Genomic DNA, 18,012 nt, shown 5'->3' with positions numbered 1-18,012 from the left:
TTTGTAGTAGTAAGCATATAGTAAAATGTTAATTTGGCAACATTAAATGTAAATAAATGTGAAATAAATAATAAAATTAGGTTAAAAAAACAGATAGTAAAATTTAATGCTATTAGTTGGATGATTAATGCTATTCTGTTGACAAATAAGAAACTAAATTTGAGTAAATCTAAAAATAAAACCAAATGGATAACGTAATGCAAAGACCTGAATTTAAGGCAAAATACGATAATTACATCGGTGGTAAATTTGTAGCACCAATAAATGGTGACTATTTTGACGTAGTTTCTCCTATAGATGGAAAAGTTTTTACGCAAGCTGCTCACTCTAGTAAGGAAGATGTAGCATTTGCTGTTGATAAAGCGTATGACGCTTTTCAAACATGGGGAAAAACCTCTGCTACAGAACGCAGTAACTTATTGAATAAAATTGCTCAGGTTATTGAAGATAATTTAGAATATCTTGCAACTGTTGAGACTATTGATAACGGAAAAGCCATTAGAGAGACATTAGCGGCAGATATGCCTTTAGTGGTGGACCACTTTAGATATTTTGCTGGAGTAATTCGTGCAGAAGAAAGTTCCATCACAGAATTAGATTCTCAAACGGTTTCCATTGCTTTAAGTGAGCCTTTAGGAGTAATTGCTCAAATTATTCCTTGGAATTTTCCAATCTTAATGGCCGTTTGGAAACTTGCCCCAGCCTTAGCCGCAGGAAATACCGTAGTTTTAAAACCAGCAGAAAGTACTCCAATTTCAATTTTAGTTTTGATGGAATTGATTGGTGATCTTCTTCCTCCTGGAGTTATAAATATTGTAAACGGTTTTGGAGCAGAGCTTGGAAGAGCTTTAGTAACCAATAAAAAAGTTTCAAAAGCAGCTTTTACAGGTTCTACACCAACAGGTCGCTTAGTAATGCAATATGCTACAGAAAACATTATTCCGGTAACTTTAGAATTGGGAGGGAAATCTCCGAATATTTTTATGAAATCCGTGGGTGATGCTGATGATGATTTCTTCGATAAAGCAATTGAAGGAGCGGTAATGTTTGCTTTAAACCAAGGTGAAATTTGTACCTGTCCTTCTCGATTATTAGTTCATGAGGATATTTATGATAAATTTATCGCCCGAGTAATTGAAAGAACTGAAGCAATTAAAATGGGGAATCCATTGGATAAAACCACAATGATGGGAGCACAAACTTCATTGATACAAAAGGAAAAAATACTTTCTTACATAAAATTAGGAAAAGAAGAAGGTGCCGAAGTTTTAACAGGAGGTGAAGAAAACTTCATGGATGGGGATTTAGCTGGAGGATATTATATCAAACCAACTCTTTTCAAAGGGCATAACAAGATGCGTATTTTTCAAGAAGAAATTTTCGGACCTGTTTTGGCTGTAACTACTTTTAAAACAACAGAAGAAGCGATTGCTATTGCAAATGATACGATGTATGGTTTGGGAGCTGGACTTTGGACACGCGATGCGCACGAGATTTATCAGGTGCCAAGAGCGATTCAGTCAGGTCGTGTCTGGATTAATCAATACCATTCTTATCCTGCTGGAGCTCCTTTTGGAGGATACAAACAATCTGGAATTGGTCGTGAAAATCACAAAATGATGTTAGGTCACTACCGTCAAACCAAAAACATGTTGATTTCTTACGATAAAAAGAAATTGGGTTTCTTTTAGAATGAATTATTAATTGAAAAAGGGAAAGTTAACGAACTTTCCTTTTTTTATAAATCTAAATACTATGTTACCAAAAACAATGAAGGCTGCTGTGATTAGGGAATTTGGGTCACTTTTAAAAATCGAAGAAGTTGAAGTTAAACGCCCTGGTAGAAATGAAATTTTAGTAAAAATAATAGCTAGTGGTGTTTGCCACACAGACTTACACGCAATTGAAGGGGATTGGCCAGTTAAACCTAAAATGCCATTGATCCCAGGTCATGAAGGAGTAGGATATGTTGTAGCTGTGGGTTCAGATGTAAAGAATGTAAAAGAAGGGGATGCAGTTGGTGTACCATGGTTATATAGCGCTTGTGGTGGTTGCGATCAATGCATTACCGGTTGGGAAACATTGTGTGACACTCAGCAAAATGGAGGCTATAGTGTAGATGGTAGTTTTGCCGAATATGTGATTGCCGATGCAAGATACGTTGGGCATTTACCTTCGAATGTGAATTTTTTGGAGATGGCACCTATCCTATGCGCAGGGGTTACTGTTTATAAAGGATTAAAAGAAACAGAGGTAAAACCTGGCGAGTGGGTAGCTATTTCGGGAATTGGTGGTTTGGGGCATGTAGCTGTGCAATATGCAAAAGCTATGGGAATGCATGTTGCTGCCATTGATATTGCAGATGATAAATTAGATTTAGCAAAAAAATTAGGTGCTGATTTAGTAATAAATGCTAAGAATCAAAATCCTGGAGAATTTCTTAAAAAAGAAGTTGGTGGTATGCACGGAGCTTTAATTACGGCTGTTTCTCCAATCGCCTTTAAACAAGGATTAGAAACCTTAAGACGAAAAGGAACTATGGCGTTGAACGGACTTCCTCCTGGAAATTTTGATTTATCGATTTTTGATACGGTATTAAATAGAATTACAATTCGGGGTTCAATTGTAGGAACACGAAAAGATTTACAAGAAGCGATTCAATTTGCTGTAGAGGGAAAAGTCAAAGCAACCGTGACATCAGCAAGATTAGAAGATGTAAATGATGTTTTAGGAAAAATGAAAAAAGGACAAATTGAAGGACGTGTCGTACTTGAAATTGCCAAGCAATAATTTAATTTAGTATAACAGAAAATTTGTGTTCGCATAAATTTTCTGTTTTTATCAATACCCATAAAAAGATGATAAAAAGAATTGACGCTACCGAAAAGGCAATAGCACTAATCAAAATTTTACAGGAAAAACATGGAGATTTAATGTTTTACCAAGCCGGAGGTTGTTGTGAAGGAACGCAACCGCAATGTTTTGAAAAAGGAGGTTTCTATCAAAGATTAGGTGATGTTTGTATTGGTACAATCGAAAATACGGAGTTTTGGGTAGACAAAGATTTATTCGAATATTGGAAACACGCTCATTTCACATTGGATGTGATTGATGCCTTTGGGGTTGGAGGATTTTCATTGGAAACACCTTTGAAAAAAACCTTCCGAATCGAATATCGAATTTTTACACCAGAAGAAGAATTAACATTGGAACCTGTATCCTATATTGAATAAATTTAGTTGACAACATACAGTAATTGGTACTGTTTTGGTGTAATTCCCTCGTGTTTTTTAAACAAACGTATAAAGTAATTGGAATCTTCGAATCCGGATAAGTAGCAAACTTCATTAATTTGAATTGTAGGATTTTTGAGTAATTGTTTGGCGCATCTAATTTTCTCGCCAATCACAAATTCGATAGGACTCATGCCTAATTCTCTTTTGAAAAGTCTATAGAATGAAGTAGAGCTCATACATGCTTTTTCGCTAAGATTTTTCATGCTGATATTTTCCTTTAAATTCAATCGGATAAATTCTACTACTTGCGTAATGGGGTTTTTTGGGTCGGTAAACAAGCCATCATCAATTGCTTTTGCGGTTTGGGTTTGAATAATCCGAATCAATAATTCCTGTAAAGTCAAATCGGCCAGCGCATCTTTTGTGATAGAAGTGCTCATGCATTCTTTGATCAATTTATTAATCGTTGTTGCTAATTCCACATTATTATAAAAAAAATAATTTTGGTAATCCAATTGCCAAAATTGGTTTTTTCCTTCTTTTGGATACCGTTCGTTTAAAAACTGCAACGTATCTGTAATTTTAGTTTGGTCAACTGCCAAGGCCAAACACTGCGTAGGATTATTTTTTGAAGCCTCTGGAAAATCGATTTTCATTTCCACATTGGAAGGAATGACAACTGTTTCTCCGGGTAAATAGACAAAACCAGGATCATCAAACAAATGCATCACTTTTTTGCCTCGCAGCATGCTGGTCACCACAAAATCATTAAATTTCAAAGGAACTAATGCAGTAGATTCATAAGTCTCAAAAAGATTGAGCTCGCAATGGTTCAAGGAGTAAACGGTTCTGTTTTCGACTAAAGTTTTTAATGATTTCTCGTTAGATAGAAGAGGTGGATTTATAAGTGCGCGGTTACTATTCATATTATTTAAACTTTAAAAAGTACAATATTTAAATTTAATAAAAAAATTCAGGATTAGAACACGGTTTAACAAAATTAAAGTAATTCTTCCACATGTTTTTTAATGTTCTCAGCCATTTTATGTGTAGGTAAATCATTCTCGTCAGTTCCAAAAGGATCTTCAATCTCCTCGGCTATTAACTCTAAACTCGCTAAAACATAAAAAATAAATACTATAACGGGAACTACATAAAACCCAAGGCTAAGAGCGTAACCAAAGGGTAAAGTCATCACATAAAAAAAGATAAATTTCTTTATAAAAGCACTATACGAGTAGGGAATAGGGGTGTTTTTAATTCGTTCACACGCACCACAAATATCTGTAAAGGATTTTACTTCATCGTTCAAAATAATCAGTTGATCCCCCGAAATTTTTTTTGAATTGTACAAATCATTAATTTTTTGAAACAACATTTTTGCAACCTGATTCGGCTTGTGTTTGTGATGATCAATTTCTAAATCAACATCATCAAATAATTGTTTAGCAGTTTCTTCATCTTTTAAATGTTTGCTTAAAATAGAAGCGTAGCTGGGAATTAATTTTCTGAAATAGGCTATGTCTTTTTCATCTGTTAATATTACAGAAAGCTTAATAGCAAAATTGCGGCTGTTGTTCACTAAAGCACCCCACATTTTTCGTCCTTCCCACCAACGGTCATAAGCAGTATTAGTTCTGAAAACCAGTAGCAATGAAATTACGAAACCAAACATTCCGTGCATGATTGTAATATTCTTGACATAACTGTTGTCCGATAATTTCCAATATACAACTTCCAAATAACCCACAATTCCAGAATAAACACCAATCCCCAACATTAATGGTAGTAACGTTCTAAAAGTGTCCGCTTTATGAAAACGAAAAATAAAAGTAAACCAGTCTTTTGTATTGTATGAAACCATTTAAGATGCTTTTTTTAACAAAAGTAAATTAAAAAATAAGATTTCCTGCCAATTCGCGCAATGCGATTTCAGATAATTTTCCTTGAAATTGAGCATTACTGAAACGCACTTTGGCATTGACATAATTCAATTGTGCGGTTCTAAATTCTAAAGTGGTTATCGTACCGATGCGGAATTTGTCTAGGGTTATGTTCAGATTTTGTTTGGCAATCAATTCGTTTTTTTCTTCTAGTGCAATCAATTCTAAATTAGTTAAATAAGTCTGATACGAAGTGGCTAACTGTGAGTTTAAAACTAAATTTTGCTGATCTATATTTAACTTCGAATTTTCAATTTGAATCTTAGCAATTTTCTCATTTCGGTTTTGTGCAAAACCATCAAATAAGTTTAATGAAGCACTAAAACCATAGTTAAAACCTCTGGATTGAGATTCTTTCACAAACCCCAGACTAGATTGACTTTCTGAAAAATTATAAGCAGTATTTACTCGTATGGTAGGGTAACGTGCCGCTTTAATTTGCTTTAATTCTAATTCGGCTACTCTTTTATTAATAATTTGAGTTTCTAATTGTGGATTTTGCTTTTCGGCTAATGCTTTAAGTTCTGGCAGTAACAGTAAGGAATCAACTTCAAGTTGGTCAATTACTTTGAAATCTGTAGCAACATCTCTGGCCATTAACTGATTTAGTAAGATTTTGCTATTAGCATACAATTCCTTTTGTCTCAACAGCGCTACTTGATCCGTATTTAAATCTACTTGAGCATTTAGAACTTCTAATTTAGATGCTTTTCCAATTGTAAATCTGTTTTGTGCCAAAGTCAATCGCTGATTTGAAATAACAATTGTAGTATCTAATGCCGCTAATTGTTGTTGTTGCTGAACCAAATCATAATACGCCGCATTCACATCGCTTATTCGGGTAATCAATGTCAACTTTAATTGCGCTTCGCCTAATTTTTGCAATTCTTTGAGTTGATCCATTCTAGCAAACATTCGCAATCCATCAAAAATAGTCCAATCTAGTCCAACCCCGTAGCTTAAACTGTTGTTTTTAGCATTATCTAATTCTGTTTCTGTCCCGTCCTGACGTATTTGAGAACTGTTTTGAACACTATTATTATCAAGTACATTAGCACTAACAGTTGGTAACATTCCAGCATTACCAATGGCTACGTTTGTTTTTTGAATGGTCAAGTTGTTGGTAGCAATTTTTATTTCGTAATTGTTTTCCAAAGCAATTTTAACTGCGTTTTCTAATGTCAGGACTTGTTGTGCACTAGCCGTTGTTGTAAAGAACAATAGTAGAATAAAATTTTGAAAAAGTATTTTAGTATGTGTCATAATTATATTTTTTTGACTCAGATTATTAGTTATTCAAAAGAATATTTTAATCCAAATCATCAGCGTTCATTCAAATTATTTAACTTCTTTCTCATATTCTTCAATATGATCAAATTCAGGATAGTGTTTTCTGGCTTTGGACCACATCAAATACATTGCGGGAATAACAAATAAAGTTAACACTAAAGAGAAAATAGTTCCACCTACAATTACAACTCCCATTCCAATTCGACTCGTTGAAGCTGCTCCAAGTGACATTGCAATTGGTAGTGCACCTAATGAAATAGCTAAACTCGTCATTAAAATTGGACGTAATCTCGCTTCCGAAGCTTCTAAAATGGCTTCTAATTTTGGTTTGCCTTGCTCTCGAAGTTGGTTGGCAAACTCGACAATCAAGATTCCGTTTTTGGTTACTAAACCAATAAGCATTACAGTTCCAATTTGGCTGAAAATATTCCACGTTTGGTCAAACAACCACAACGAGAATAAAGCTCCTGCAACGGCCATTGGTACGGTTAGAATAATAATGAATGGGTCAATAAAACTCTCAAATTGTGCTGCCAAAATTAAAAATATTAGCAGTAAAGCCAATCCAAATGCAAAGGCAGTATTCGAACTACTTTCGACAAAATCTCGAGATTCTCCACCTAAATCAGTTGTAAAACTATCGTCAAGAACTTTGGCTTTAATTTCGTTCATCGCATCAATTCCATCGCTGATACTTTTGCCCGGAGCAAGACCAGCAGAAACAGTGGCCGCCATATAACGATTGTTGTGATACAATTGTGGCGGATTACTTTTTTCTTCAATTGTTACCACGTTATCCATTTGGATCAATTGTCCCATATTATTTTTGACAAACATCGAAGTTAAATCCAATGGTTTCGAACGGTCTTTTTGATCAAATTGTCCAATAACCTGATATTGTTTTCCATTTCTCATGAAATAACCAAAACGCTGTCCACTCAAGGAAAGTTGTAACGTTTGCGCAATATCAATCACCGAAATTCCTAAACTTTCCGCTTTTTCTCTGTCAATGGTGACATTAACTTCTGGTTTATTGAATTTTAAATTCACATCACTAACGGCAAAAGTTGGGTTTTTAGCTACTTCATCCATAAAAATAGGAATTTTTTCTTCCAGTTTTTTAAAGTTTGGCGCTTGAATAATATATTGAATCGGCAAACCACCGCGTCGGTTCACAGCAATTGTTGGTTGCTCAATTACGGATGTTTTTGCGTCGGGATATTGCTTCGTCCATTTGGTCAATTTTTCTGCAATTTCTTTTTGTGAATCGGTTCTTTCATTTGGTTGAACTAAGGATACCCGAATAAAACCACTATTTACTGATGAAGATCCAAAACCAGGAGAGGTAATTACCAAGGCTACTTTTTTGCCCGGAATCGAGTCATCAACTAATTTTGATACTTCTTGCATGAAGCGATCTGTGTATTCATAAGAAGAACCTTCAGGAGTTGTCATTCGTAAAACAAAACCACTTCGGTCATCATAAGGTGCTGTTTCTTTTTGCAAAAGGTTGAAAAACAAATAAATTAATCCAAAACAAGCAATTAGAATTGGGAAACTCAACCATTTTTTCTTCATGAAACGGCTTAATGCACTTGCATAACCACTGTTTAATTGTTGAAAGTAAGGTTCAGTACGAATGTAGAATTTTGATTTTTTTTGTTCGCCGCCTTTCATTAAATAAGCGTTCAACATTGGGGTTAAAGTCAGCGATACAAATGCCGAAATCAAAACGGCAGCACCAATGACGACGCCAAATTCCCGAAACAGTCGCCCGACAAATCCTTCGAGGAAAATTACTGGAAGAAATACCGCTGCTAAGGTGATTGAAATCGAAATTACTGCAAAAAATATTTCGTTAGACCCTTTGATGGCTGCCTCGATTGGCGTCATGCCTTCTTCTACTTTTTTGAAAATATTCTCGGTGACCACAATTCCATCATCGACCACAAGTCCTGTTGCCAGAACGATTGCCAATAATGTCAAGACATTAATGGAAAATCCAAAAAGCCACATAATAAAAAATGTAGCGATTAACGAAACGGGAATATCAATCAAGGGTCTAAACGCAATCGCCCAATCCCTAAAGAATAAATAGATAATCAAGATTACCAAAACAATAGAAATCCCTAATGTTTCCGCTACTTCAATTACTGATTTTTTTACGAAAATAGTATTATCAATAGCGATATTCAGCTTAATATCTTTAGGTAAATCTTTTTTTAATTTTTCGAATTCCTTGTAAAAAGCAGTAGAAATATCTAAATAATTGGCTCCCGGAAGTGGCACAATAGCTACACCTACTAATGGCGCTCCAGATTGCGTCATTTTAGTTTCTGTGTTTTCAGGTCCTAGGATTGCGGTTCCTACATCGCTGAAACGTACTACTTTTTCCCCTTCAGAACGAATAATGATATTATTAAATTCTTCAGCAGTAGAAAGGTTTCCAACGGTTTTTACCGTCAATTCAGTATTGTCTCCCGTTAGTTTTCCGGACGGTAATTCCACATTTTGTTTGTTCAAGGCATCTCTCACTTCTGAAACGGTACAGCCGTAAGAAGCCAATTTAACCGGGTCAATCCACAACCGCATTGCGTATCTTTTTTGGCCCCAAATTTGGACACCACTCACACCAGGAATGGTTTCAAGCCTTTGTGAAATTACATTTTCAGCATAATCACTCAGTTCTAATGCGTTTCTGGTATCACTTTGAACGGTCATCGAAATGATGGCATCACCATTCGCATCCGCTTTGGAAACTACCGGCGGCGAATCTATATCTTGCGGTAGGTTTCTAACGGCTTGCGATACTTTATCACGGACATCATTGGCAGCATCTTCCAAGTTTTTATCCAAATTAAACTCGATAGTAATATTGCTACTTCCTTGCGCACTGGAGGAAGTCACGTTCCTAATTCCGTCAATGGAATTGATCGCTTTTTCAAGCGGTTCCGTGATTTGGGATTCGATGATGTCGGCATTTGCACCGGCATAATTGGTACGAATGGAAACTTGTGCCGGATCAATCGATGGAAATTCTCGAACGCCCAGAAAGGTGTAACCAATTAATCCAAACAATACGATGGCTAAATTGATTACTATGGTAAATACGGGTCTTCTAATACTTGTTGTGGATAAACTCATTTAGATTTTAGATTTTTGATTGCTAATTTTAGATTTATGATTGGTAGGAACGAATCTAATATCTCAATCTATTTTATTAGAACTTTTACAGGAGTTTCGTTTTTTAATGACATTACGCCACTTGTAATAACGGTATCACCTGCTTTCAATCCAGAAAGTACAAGTATGGAAGCATCTGTTCGTGTAGCGGTTTCTATCATTACTTCTTTGGCTTGACCATTACTGGAAATAAATACTTTTTTACCGTTCTGAACTGGAATAATAGCCTCTGTTGGAACAACAATTGCATCTTTTATGATATCCAAAGGCAATTCTACATCTGCAAATGTTCCTGGTAATAATTTTCCAGTTTTATTTTCCGCAATGGCACGAACTTGTAATGTTCTGGTAGCAACAGCCACTTCAGGTTCGATTGCATATACTTTAGCAGTATATTTCTCGTCAGAACCGGCCACTTTAAACGTTAGGGTTGTATTTGTTTTTACTTGGCTGGCGTATTTTTCAGGAATCGAAAAAGTAATTTTTAATTTTCCAGTGTTCACTAATTTTGCCACTAAAATTGTTGGTGTGATGTAAGTTCCCGGTGAAATAGAACGCAATCCAATTCTTCCTGAGAATGGTGCTCTAACGGATGTTTTGGCAATTTGCGCCTTTATCAATTGACTTTGGGCTTGTGCCGATTTTAGATCGGCTCTGGCCAAATCATATTCTTCCTGGCTGATGGCCTCTTTTTGTAGTAATAATTTGGCTCTTCTTTCATTTTCCGAGGCCAATCCTTCTCTGGTTGACGTTTGTCTCAACTGCGCTCTTAACTCTAAATCATTTACCTTAAAAAGTACTTGTCCTTTACTGACATTACTTCCTTCCTTAAAATAAATACCTTCTACAATTCCAGAAACTTCACTTCGGATTTCAACTTGCTCATTGGCTTCTATTGACCCCGAAAGTGACAAATTATTGTCAAAAGTTTGCGGTGTTGCTACTATTCCGTTTACGCTCATCGATTTGCTTTTTCCTTTTTGGTCTTTTGAATCTTCATTTTTACTTTTATTTTCTGAGATTCTGTAACCGATAAATCCAATGATTCCAATTGTTAGCACGGCATAAACTAGGTATTTTATTTTCATGGGTTTAATATAAAGTAGGATTAGTTTTCAATAATTTTAGTTAAAACAAATTTAGGTTTTAGAAACGGAAATTGTGATGTTGTTAATTTTTTTTTAACGTTTGTACATACAAATATTAACATTTAAAAATGAAATATTTTGTAGATGGATACAATCCATTCTAAAGGCTAGATGATAGGACACCCAAAAATGAAAATGGTTTAAGCAAGAATTGAAAAAAGTTTTTATGAGATAAAAATTAAGTAATATATTTCTAAAAAATTATGAAGTACCCTTTGGTGTAAGTAGTTTTGATAGTAATTTTTCGAGAGTTCGAGTATCTTTCTCCCGAAGCTTGGGGAAGTAAAATGTATCGAGAGCAAGAAAAATTTCATTAAAAGCAGTTCTCGATACACGCTACTTCGAGAAGCGTAGCGTATCGAGAAGTTTTGTTCCGTTTTACTTCACAAAAAATAGTCGAACTGACGTTTTGAATAATTGCACCCAACGGGTTAAGAGGTATGAGTTTTAATAATTGAAACAGGAATTTAAAAAACAAATAAAATGATCAAATAACTGATTAATAGTATTTAAAACTGATATATTGTAGTCGAAACGAACTAATATCTTAAATAAAAATACCGGTCTAATATTTTAAATAAAAACATTTGTAATGCCACTTAACTAATATAATTCCAAATATTTTTCTTTTTGGTCATTTCGATAAAAACAGCTCTCAAAGCTGCATGTTCCGGTTTTTGCATTCCGGCATCGTCTTTCAGCAATTTCAAAGCATAATTCCTGGCTAGAGCCAAAGTATCTCGGTCTCGAACCAAATCGGCAATTTGAAGATTAAGCACGCCGCTTTGTTGCGTTCCCATTAAATCACCCGGACCTCGGAGTTTTAGGTCGACTTCGGCAATTTCAAAACCATCATTGGTTTGTACCATGGTTTCCATCCGGGTTTTACTGTCGGAACTCAATTTATGACTCGTCATCAGGATGCAATAACTTTGTTCTGCTCCACGACCCACACGACCACGAAGCTGATGCAGTTGCGATAATCCAAAACGTTCTGCACTTTCAATAATCATCACACTAGCGTTCGGAACATTTACGCCGACTTCAATTACGGTGGTGGCTACCATAATATTGGTTTTTCCTTCCGAAAAACGTTTCATTTCAGCATCTTTTTCTGCTGGTTTCATTTTTCCGTGAAGAATAGAAATCGAATAGTGTGGCAAAGGAAAATCTCTTGAAACACTTTCGTAACCGTCCATTAAATCTTTGAAATCCATTTTTTCTGATTCCTGAATTAAAGGGTACACAATATAAATTTGGCGTCCCAAAGCAATTTCGTCCCGAAGGAATTTCCAAACTTTTAATCTGTTACTATCAAAACGATGTACGGTCTGAATTGGTTTACGTCCCGGAGGCAATTCATCGATTACTGAAATGTCTAAATCGCCATACAAACTCATGGCTAATGTTCGTGGAATAGGCGTGGCGGTCATCACCAAAACGTGTGGGGGAATCACATTTTTCTTCCACAATTTAGAGCGTTGTTCTACGCCAAAACGGTGTTGTTCATCAATTACAGCGAGTCCTAAATTCTTAAATTTCACTTTGTCCTCTAGTAAAGCATGTGTTCCGATAAGGATATGTAAAGTACCGTTTTCCAATTCTTCATGAATAATTCGGCGTTGTGCTATTTTAGTAGAACCCGTTAAGATTCTGATATTTATATTTAGAGTTTCGGCTAATTCTGATAAGCCAATAAAATGCTGATTTGCCAAGATTTCCGTGGGCGCCATCAAGCACGCCTGAAAACCATTATCTAGTGCCAAAAGCATGCTCATAAAAGCCACAATGGTTTTTCCGGAACCTACGTCACCCTGCAGCAAACGGTTCATTTGGGCGTTGCTTCCCATGTCCGTTCGTATTTCTTTGATTACTCTTTTTTGAGCATTGGTCAACTGAAAAGGCAAATGATTTTGGTAAAAATCATTAAAATAGTTACCGACAATCGAAAATGGGTGTCCTTTTATTTTGTGTTTCCTAATGAGATTTTTTGTGATTAATTGCAACTGGATAAAAAACAATTCTTCAAATATTAATCGGAATTTAGCTTTCGCCAAAACTTCGGTGCTTTTTGGAAAATGAATATTGAATAAAGCCGCTTTTTTAGGAATTAGCTTTAATTCTTGAATTAAATAATCCGGTAATGTTTCCGTAAACAACGCTTGTGTTTCCAGAAACAATTGCTGCATCATTTTATTAATCACTCGATTTGAAATACCACGATTTGTCAAGGTTTCGGTCGAAGGATAAACGGGTTGCATGGCGGAACGCAAGCTTTTTTCATGTTCGCTCATCAACTCAATTTCCGGATGCGCCATATTGAATGTACTGCCAAAAGACGTGCATTTCCCAAAAATCACACAAATTTCATTGAGCTTTAAGCTCTCTCGAATCCATTTATGTCCTTGAAACCAAACGAGTTCCATTTGGCCCGTATCATCCACAAAGGAGGCGACCAAACGCTTTTGGTTTCTGCCAAATTCAACCGTTTTAATGTTGATTATTTTACCAATTATTTGAACCTCGGCACTGTTGTTTTGCAGTTCGTTAATCTTGTAATACCGCGTTCGGTCAATGTATCTGTTGGGGAAAAAATTCACTAAATCCACATACTTGTAAATTCCCAATTCTTTACGCAGCAATTCGCCCCGATTGGGACCAACGCCTTTTAAATATTCTATAGGAGTAAGGAGGAGGTTGTTAACAGACATTTTAAATTATTTGGGAAACTACAAAAAGAACCACACTTTTAAAGTCAAAATTCTTCTTTCTTGCAAAGTACGAAGATAGTTTTTTGTTTGCAAAATAGAAAATCACAAAGGATCAAAAAATTAGGTATTGGCAATAGCAATAGAGTCAAAATAACGTATGTCATTTCAGCTACCATGAAATATTTTTTCCTTAGTAGCTATTCTCGCTATCCGTTTCAAGCTTTGCAGGCTCAAACCTTTTTTCTAGGTTAGGGCAGGAGCTTCCTGCGGTCGCTCTGCCTTAACCAGAAAAAAATGGTTTTCACCTCGCAAAGGCTTTCCACTGCTATCAAGGCTAGAAACATTTAGAACTCGAAAGAACTTTTGGATATAAGGACTCTATTTTTATGGAGAGGCACTGCCATCGATTCATCAGGAATGATAAACGTTGCCTCATTTGTTTAAGCTTAAAACTGATACGCACTTACATGACTTATATGTTAAAAACCTGATTTGTAAATCTTATTTCTTCCTCTCTGAGACTTTCCGAAAGAAAACTTACCTGTCTTATATGTTGAAAAGAAACCAAACTCAATTAGTAGCGATTCCTTTGGAACAACAACCCTTGCTGTATTTGTCTGAGTTTAAAACTTACATGCACTTATATTCCTTATATGTTTAAATAACAGCTTAGTGAATCTTATTTTTTATCAGTGAATCTTTGTAAAAGAAAAACTTACCTGTCTTATATGTTGAAAAAATAGCCATGAAATAAAAACCACTACGAGTTAAATTTATATTAATTGTAATCAATTAAATTGTACACAATGTAATTAAAACTATCTTTGTACCATAATAAACAAACCATGAAAGACCAACTACACATCAGCGAGCAAGTTTGTTTTCCCGTTTACGCCTTCGCAAAGGAGATCATCAATCAATACCGTCCATTGTTGGAGGCGCTTGAGTTGACTTATCCGCAGTATTTAGTGATGCTCGTTTTGTGGGAATACAAAGAGCAAACCGTTAATCAGCTTGGTGACAAACTAAAATTAGATAGTGGAACGCTCACGCCATTATTAAAACGAATGGAAACGAAGGCGTTTGTAACCCGAATCAGAAGCACGGTTGATGAAAGAATCGTCAACATTTCGTTGACTGAAAAAGGGGTAGCACTAAAAGAAAAAGCAGCTTGCATTCCGCAACAGTTAATGGAAGCTATGAATGTTTCTGCGGAGGATTTGTTACTATTAAAAAACATAATTACTAAAATAGCAAAAAAATAAAGATGAAAACATTGTATACCACACAAGCTACTGCAACAGGCGGTAGAAACGGACAAGTAAAAAGCGAAAACGGAATTGTAGCATTAGAAGTACGATATCCAAAAGCGTTAGGCGGCGCCAATGATGATTATGCCAACCCAGAAATGCTTTTCGCTGCAGGTTATTCGGCTTGTTTTGATAGCGCCTTGAACTTGGTAATCAAAAAAGAAAACATCCAAACCGGTGAAACTACCGTAACCGCAAGTGTAAGCATTGGACAAAATGACGCAGGAGGTTTTGGTTTGGAAGCCGCTTTGCATGCAATTATTCCCGGAGTAACACTAGACGTAGCGCAAGATTTAATAGAAAAAGCGCATCAAGTGTGCCCTTATTCTAATGCGACGAGAGGAAATATGTTAGTTACGCTAACGGTTTCAAACAACTAATTGACTTATTAAAAAATAGAAATACACAATGGCTTTACTAGAAGATTTAAATAGGAGACATGCTGTAAAAGCATATGATGCTACCAAAAAAGTAAGCAAAGAAGATATTGATAAAATTGTAGAAGCGGCGCGTTTGGCACCTACTTCTTCAGGATTACAACCTTTTCAAGTGCTTGTTGTTGAAAATCAAGAACTAAAAGAAAAATTGGTTAAAGGAGCACTGAATCCAGAATGCATGAGAGATTGTTCTCATGTTTTGATTTTTGCTGGATGGGATCGTTACACGGCTGAGCGCATTGATAAAGTGTACGATTACACTACAGCAGAGCGCGGTTTACCACAAGGGCGTTTTAATAGCTATACGGATATGCTTAAGAAAATCTACCTCGCACAACCTGCTGAAGAAAACTTCGCGCACATTGCCAGACAAACTTACATTGCTCTTGGATTGTCTTTGGCGCAAGCCGCTGAACTAAAAGTAGACAGCACACCAGTGGAAGGTTTTGATAACAGGGTGGTTGACGAAATCTTAGCACTAGATAAATTAGGTTTAAAAAGTGTTTCGCTAATGTATGTAGGCTACGCCGATACACCAAACGATTGGATTGCTCCAATGAAAAAAGTGAGAACACCTAAAGCGGAATTTGTACTAGACTTTAAATAATATTTTTAAACTACTGCAGTTTGTTGCTAATTCACGTTGCATTTTAGTTTTGAAAGCCTCCACCAAAACAATGTTTTGGTGGAGGCTTTTTTTTATTTTTTTTAAGTGATTACAGGAAAATGGAACAGGTGCGTTTATTTAGGAATAATTTTGAGAAAGTATTTTAAAATAAAAATTCAAACTTATTAGTACTATATTTGGAAACCACGAAAAATTAAAATTAATCCAAGATAAAAAATAATAGGCATTGTCGTGGATAATTTTACACTTATTATAAAGTGCGAAAATTATTAGAATGTAGTATTATCAAGTGTAAGGTGTTATAAACAAGATAGTAGCTAATTATTTTTTGATATAACAGTTCAATGAGCTCTATATATTACAAATGTAATCTGAGACTAATTTTAACAAATAAACTGCGGCTAATGTACTTTTATAATAAGAAAGAAGCATATTATTTTTAATTATTCCAGCGCCTGAACAAATAATCAATTAAAAAATGACAGTAATACTATGAATGAAACAGAACAACCATCGGAAAGAATTAAAATCGCTGAGAAAGAGCTGTTCCTAAAATTAATGACGGCACCAAGAACAGCTTTTCAATTTATAAATGAATACAAATATGAGAAACATTTGTATATTTTATTATTTCTAGCTGGTATTGTAAGAACTTTTGATAGAGCATCAGCGAAAAATATGGGAGATAACTTTTCCCTTTGGAATATAATCGCTGTCTGTGTTATTTTTGGTGGTATTTTTGGCTGGATTTCCTATTATCTTTATGCTGCGCTTATTAGCTGGACTGGCAGTTGGTTGAATGGAAAGGGAAATACACAATCTATAGTAAGAGTTTTGGCTTATGCTTTTTTTCCTTCTATTTTCATTTTAATACTTCTGATTCCGCAGCTTGCGTTATATGGAAATCAGTTATTCCAATCAGATTCTGATTTATACAATTTAGCTTCAACTGAAAGTGTGATTTTGTATCTACTGCTTTTTGTACAGTCGGGACTGGGAATTTGGTCGCTTGTATTGTGCATAATTGGAATAGCTGAAGTACAGCAATTATCTATTGGTAAAGCAATATTAAATGTATTATTTCCTGTAATAGTACTAATCTTTGCTATTTTAGTTTTGGTCTTAATTTTTAAAATATTCGAATAATCACCCTAAAATGAGTATTACTAAGTTGAGAAGAACTGATAATTAAATATGTATTTATCTTTTTAAACACAATACCTTCGCAAAAAATAAAATTTCAACAAATGACAACTCATCTCGCATTACTTCGTGGCATCAACGTTTCTGGTCACAGTATGATAAAAATGGAAGCGCTAAAAACGACTTTGGAAGCCATTGGTTTTCAAAATGTGCAAACGTACATTCAATCCGGAAATGTTTTTGTGGATACCGAAGAAGAAAATGGAGCTGCCGTTGGATTCAAAATAAAACAAGAAATTTTTAAGATTTTTGGACATGAAGTTCCTGTTGTTGTTATTAAAAAAGAGGATTTAGAAGCTTGTTTCAAAAAGAATTCATTTTTGAAGGAAAAAGATATTGATACTAAGAAGTTGTATGTAGCTTTTATTTCGACTACGTTGCAAAGTACGAGTATGAATGATTTGAAAATTAGCCAATTCAAACCAGATGAAGCAAGTATTGATGGCAACAAAATCTTTATAAAATATGCTGTTGGCGCCGGAAAGACCAGATTTGATCAAAAATACATCGAGAAAAAACTGAATGTTATTGCAACAATCCGAAATTGGAATACAGTGACACAATTGCTGAAAATGTACGAAGAACGATAATAAGACTTCTAGTCCAGTTCAACCGCTAATTCGCAAATTATAAATGGTATAATCCATCTCAAATTTGCGAATTAGCGGTATTTTTTGGAGTTTAAACAAAGATTTTTAAGGCTCTATTTTAGCTTTAGAAAAAAATAGTTATAATTTGACGCAACCTATTGCAAGAAGTAGCATCTATAAAATATATAACCGAAGTCAAATACTGTTTTACAATTTTAGTTAAAAAGTAAATTATAAGTGCTTATTAAAACATTTTCATAAGGTTTAGATTTGGTTAATTTTAGGATTATGAAGCACTTTTGTCAAAGAGTATTCAGAAGTTTTTACAACTTC

Annotated in this window: 14 protein-coding genes; 8 read left to right on the top strand and 6 right to left on the bottom strand. The window is 35.1% G+C overall.

All coding sequences use genetic code 11. From position 1 onward, the window contains the following. Positions 1-185: 185 nt before the first annotated feature. The 3 genes from E0F91_RS11200 (at position 186) to E0F91_RS11190 (ending at position 3,233) form a co-directional block, all read left to right on the top strand. Complete coding sequence (locus E0F91_RS11200) at positions 186-1,691, top strand: aldehyde dehydrogenase family protein (protein ID WP_132066624.1); 1,506 nt, start codon at positions 186-188, stop codon at positions 1,689-1,691. A 64-nt stretch (positions 1,692-1,755) separates the two neighbouring features. Beyond that, a complete protein-coding gene (adhP, locus tag E0F91_RS11195; protein ID WP_132066623.1) occupies positions 1,756-2,790 on the top strand; it encodes an alcohol dehydrogenase AdhP in 1,035 nt (344 codons plus the stop codon). Between the two features lie 68 nt (positions 2,791-2,858). After that, positions 2,859-3,233: a DUF779 domain-containing protein gene (locus E0F91_RS11190; protein WP_132066622.1), complete on the top strand. Its 375-nt coding sequence runs from the start codon at positions 2,859-2,861 to the stop codon at positions 3,231-3,233. A gap of 2 nt (positions 3,234-3,235) precedes the next feature. On the opposite strand, the gene E0F91_RS11185 is transcribed toward E0F91_RS11190, so the two are convergent. From E0F91_RS11185 to recG, 6 genes are all read right to left on the bottom strand, one after another. Next, positions 3,236-4,162 carry an AraC family transcriptional regulator gene (locus tag E0F91_RS11185; protein WP_132066621.1) on the bottom strand — a complete coding sequence of 309 codons (927 nt, stop codon included), beginning with the start codon at positions 4,160-4,162 and terminating at the stop codon, positions 3,236-3,238. Positions 4,163-4,236: 74 nt separating this feature from the next. After that, a complete protein-coding gene (locus E0F91_RS11180) occupies positions 4,237-5,100 on the bottom strand; it encodes a bestrophin family protein (RefSeq protein ID WP_132066620.1) in 864 nt (287 codons plus the stop codon). Between the two features lie 28 nt (positions 5,101-5,128). After that, on the bottom strand, positions 5,129-6,442 hold the full coding sequence (locus E0F91_RS11175; protein ID WP_132066619.1) for a TolC family protein: 1,314 nt from the start codon (positions 6,440-6,442) through the stop codon (positions 5,129-5,131). 75 nt (positions 6,443-6,517) lie between these two features. Further along, the gene (locus E0F91_RS11170; RefSeq protein WP_132066618.1) at positions 6,518-9,613 is read right to left on the bottom strand and encodes an efflux RND transporter permease subunit; all 3,096 of its coding nucleotides are present in this window, start codon (positions 9,611-9,613) and stop codon (positions 6,518-6,520) included. A 68-nt stretch (positions 9,614-9,681) separates the two neighbouring features. Continuing rightward, positions 9,682-10,740 (bottom strand): efflux RND transporter periplasmic adaptor subunit, encoded by a 1,059-nt coding sequence (locus tag E0F91_RS11165; protein WP_132066617.1) that lies wholly within the window; start codon positions 10,738-10,740, stop codon positions 9,682-9,684. 659 nt (positions 10,741-11,399) lie between these two features. Then, positions 11,400-13,511 carry an ATP-dependent DNA helicase RecG gene (recG, locus tag E0F91_RS11160; RefSeq protein WP_132066616.1) on the bottom strand — a complete coding sequence of 704 codons (2,112 nt, stop codon included), beginning with the start codon at positions 13,509-13,511 and terminating at the stop codon, positions 11,400-11,402. Between the two features lie 845 nt (positions 13,512-14,356). Between recG and E0F91_RS11155 the strand changes: the two genes are divergently transcribed. The 5 genes from E0F91_RS11155 (at position 14,357) to E0F91_RS11135 (ending at position 17,679) form a co-directional block, all read left to right on the top strand. Next, entirely contained in the window at positions 14,357-14,776 is a 420-nt protein-coding gene (locus E0F91_RS11155; protein WP_073353196.1) for a MarR family winged helix-turn-helix transcriptional regulator, read from the top strand. Between the two features lie 2 nt (positions 14,777-14,778). Continuing rightward, a complete protein-coding gene (locus tag E0F91_RS11150) occupies positions 14,779-15,201 on the top strand; it encodes an organic hydroperoxide resistance protein (RefSeq protein WP_073353194.1) in 423 nt (140 codons plus the stop codon). 28 nt (positions 15,202-15,229) lie between these two features. Next, positions 15,230-15,865, top strand: coding sequence for an NAD(P)H-dependent oxidoreductase (locus E0F91_RS11145; protein ID WP_132066615.1), 636 nt, complete (start codon positions 15,230-15,232; stop codon positions 15,863-15,865). A gap of 513 nt (positions 15,866-16,378) precedes the next feature. Beyond that, positions 16,379-17,032, top strand: a complete 654-nt coding sequence (locus E0F91_RS11140) for a Yip1 family protein (protein WP_132066614.1) — start codon at positions 16,379-16,381, stop codon at positions 17,030-17,032. A gap of 101 nt (positions 17,033-17,133) precedes the next feature. Beyond that, positions 17,134-17,679, top strand: coding sequence for a DUF1697 domain-containing protein (locus E0F91_RS11135; RefSeq protein ID WP_132066613.1), 546 nt, complete (start codon positions 17,134-17,136; stop codon positions 17,677-17,679). The last annotated feature ends 333 nt before the right edge of the window (positions 17,680-18,012 follow it).

It is taken from the genome of Flavobacterium sandaracinum (assembly GCF_004349135.1).
In the GTDB taxonomy this organism is placed as follows: domain Bacteria; phylum Bacteroidota; class Bacteroidia; order Flavobacteriales; family Flavobacteriaceae; genus Flavobacterium; species Flavobacterium sandaracinum.
Note: the sequence above shows the minus strand (reverse complement) of the source record. Positions and strands in the feature narration are given on the sequence as shown.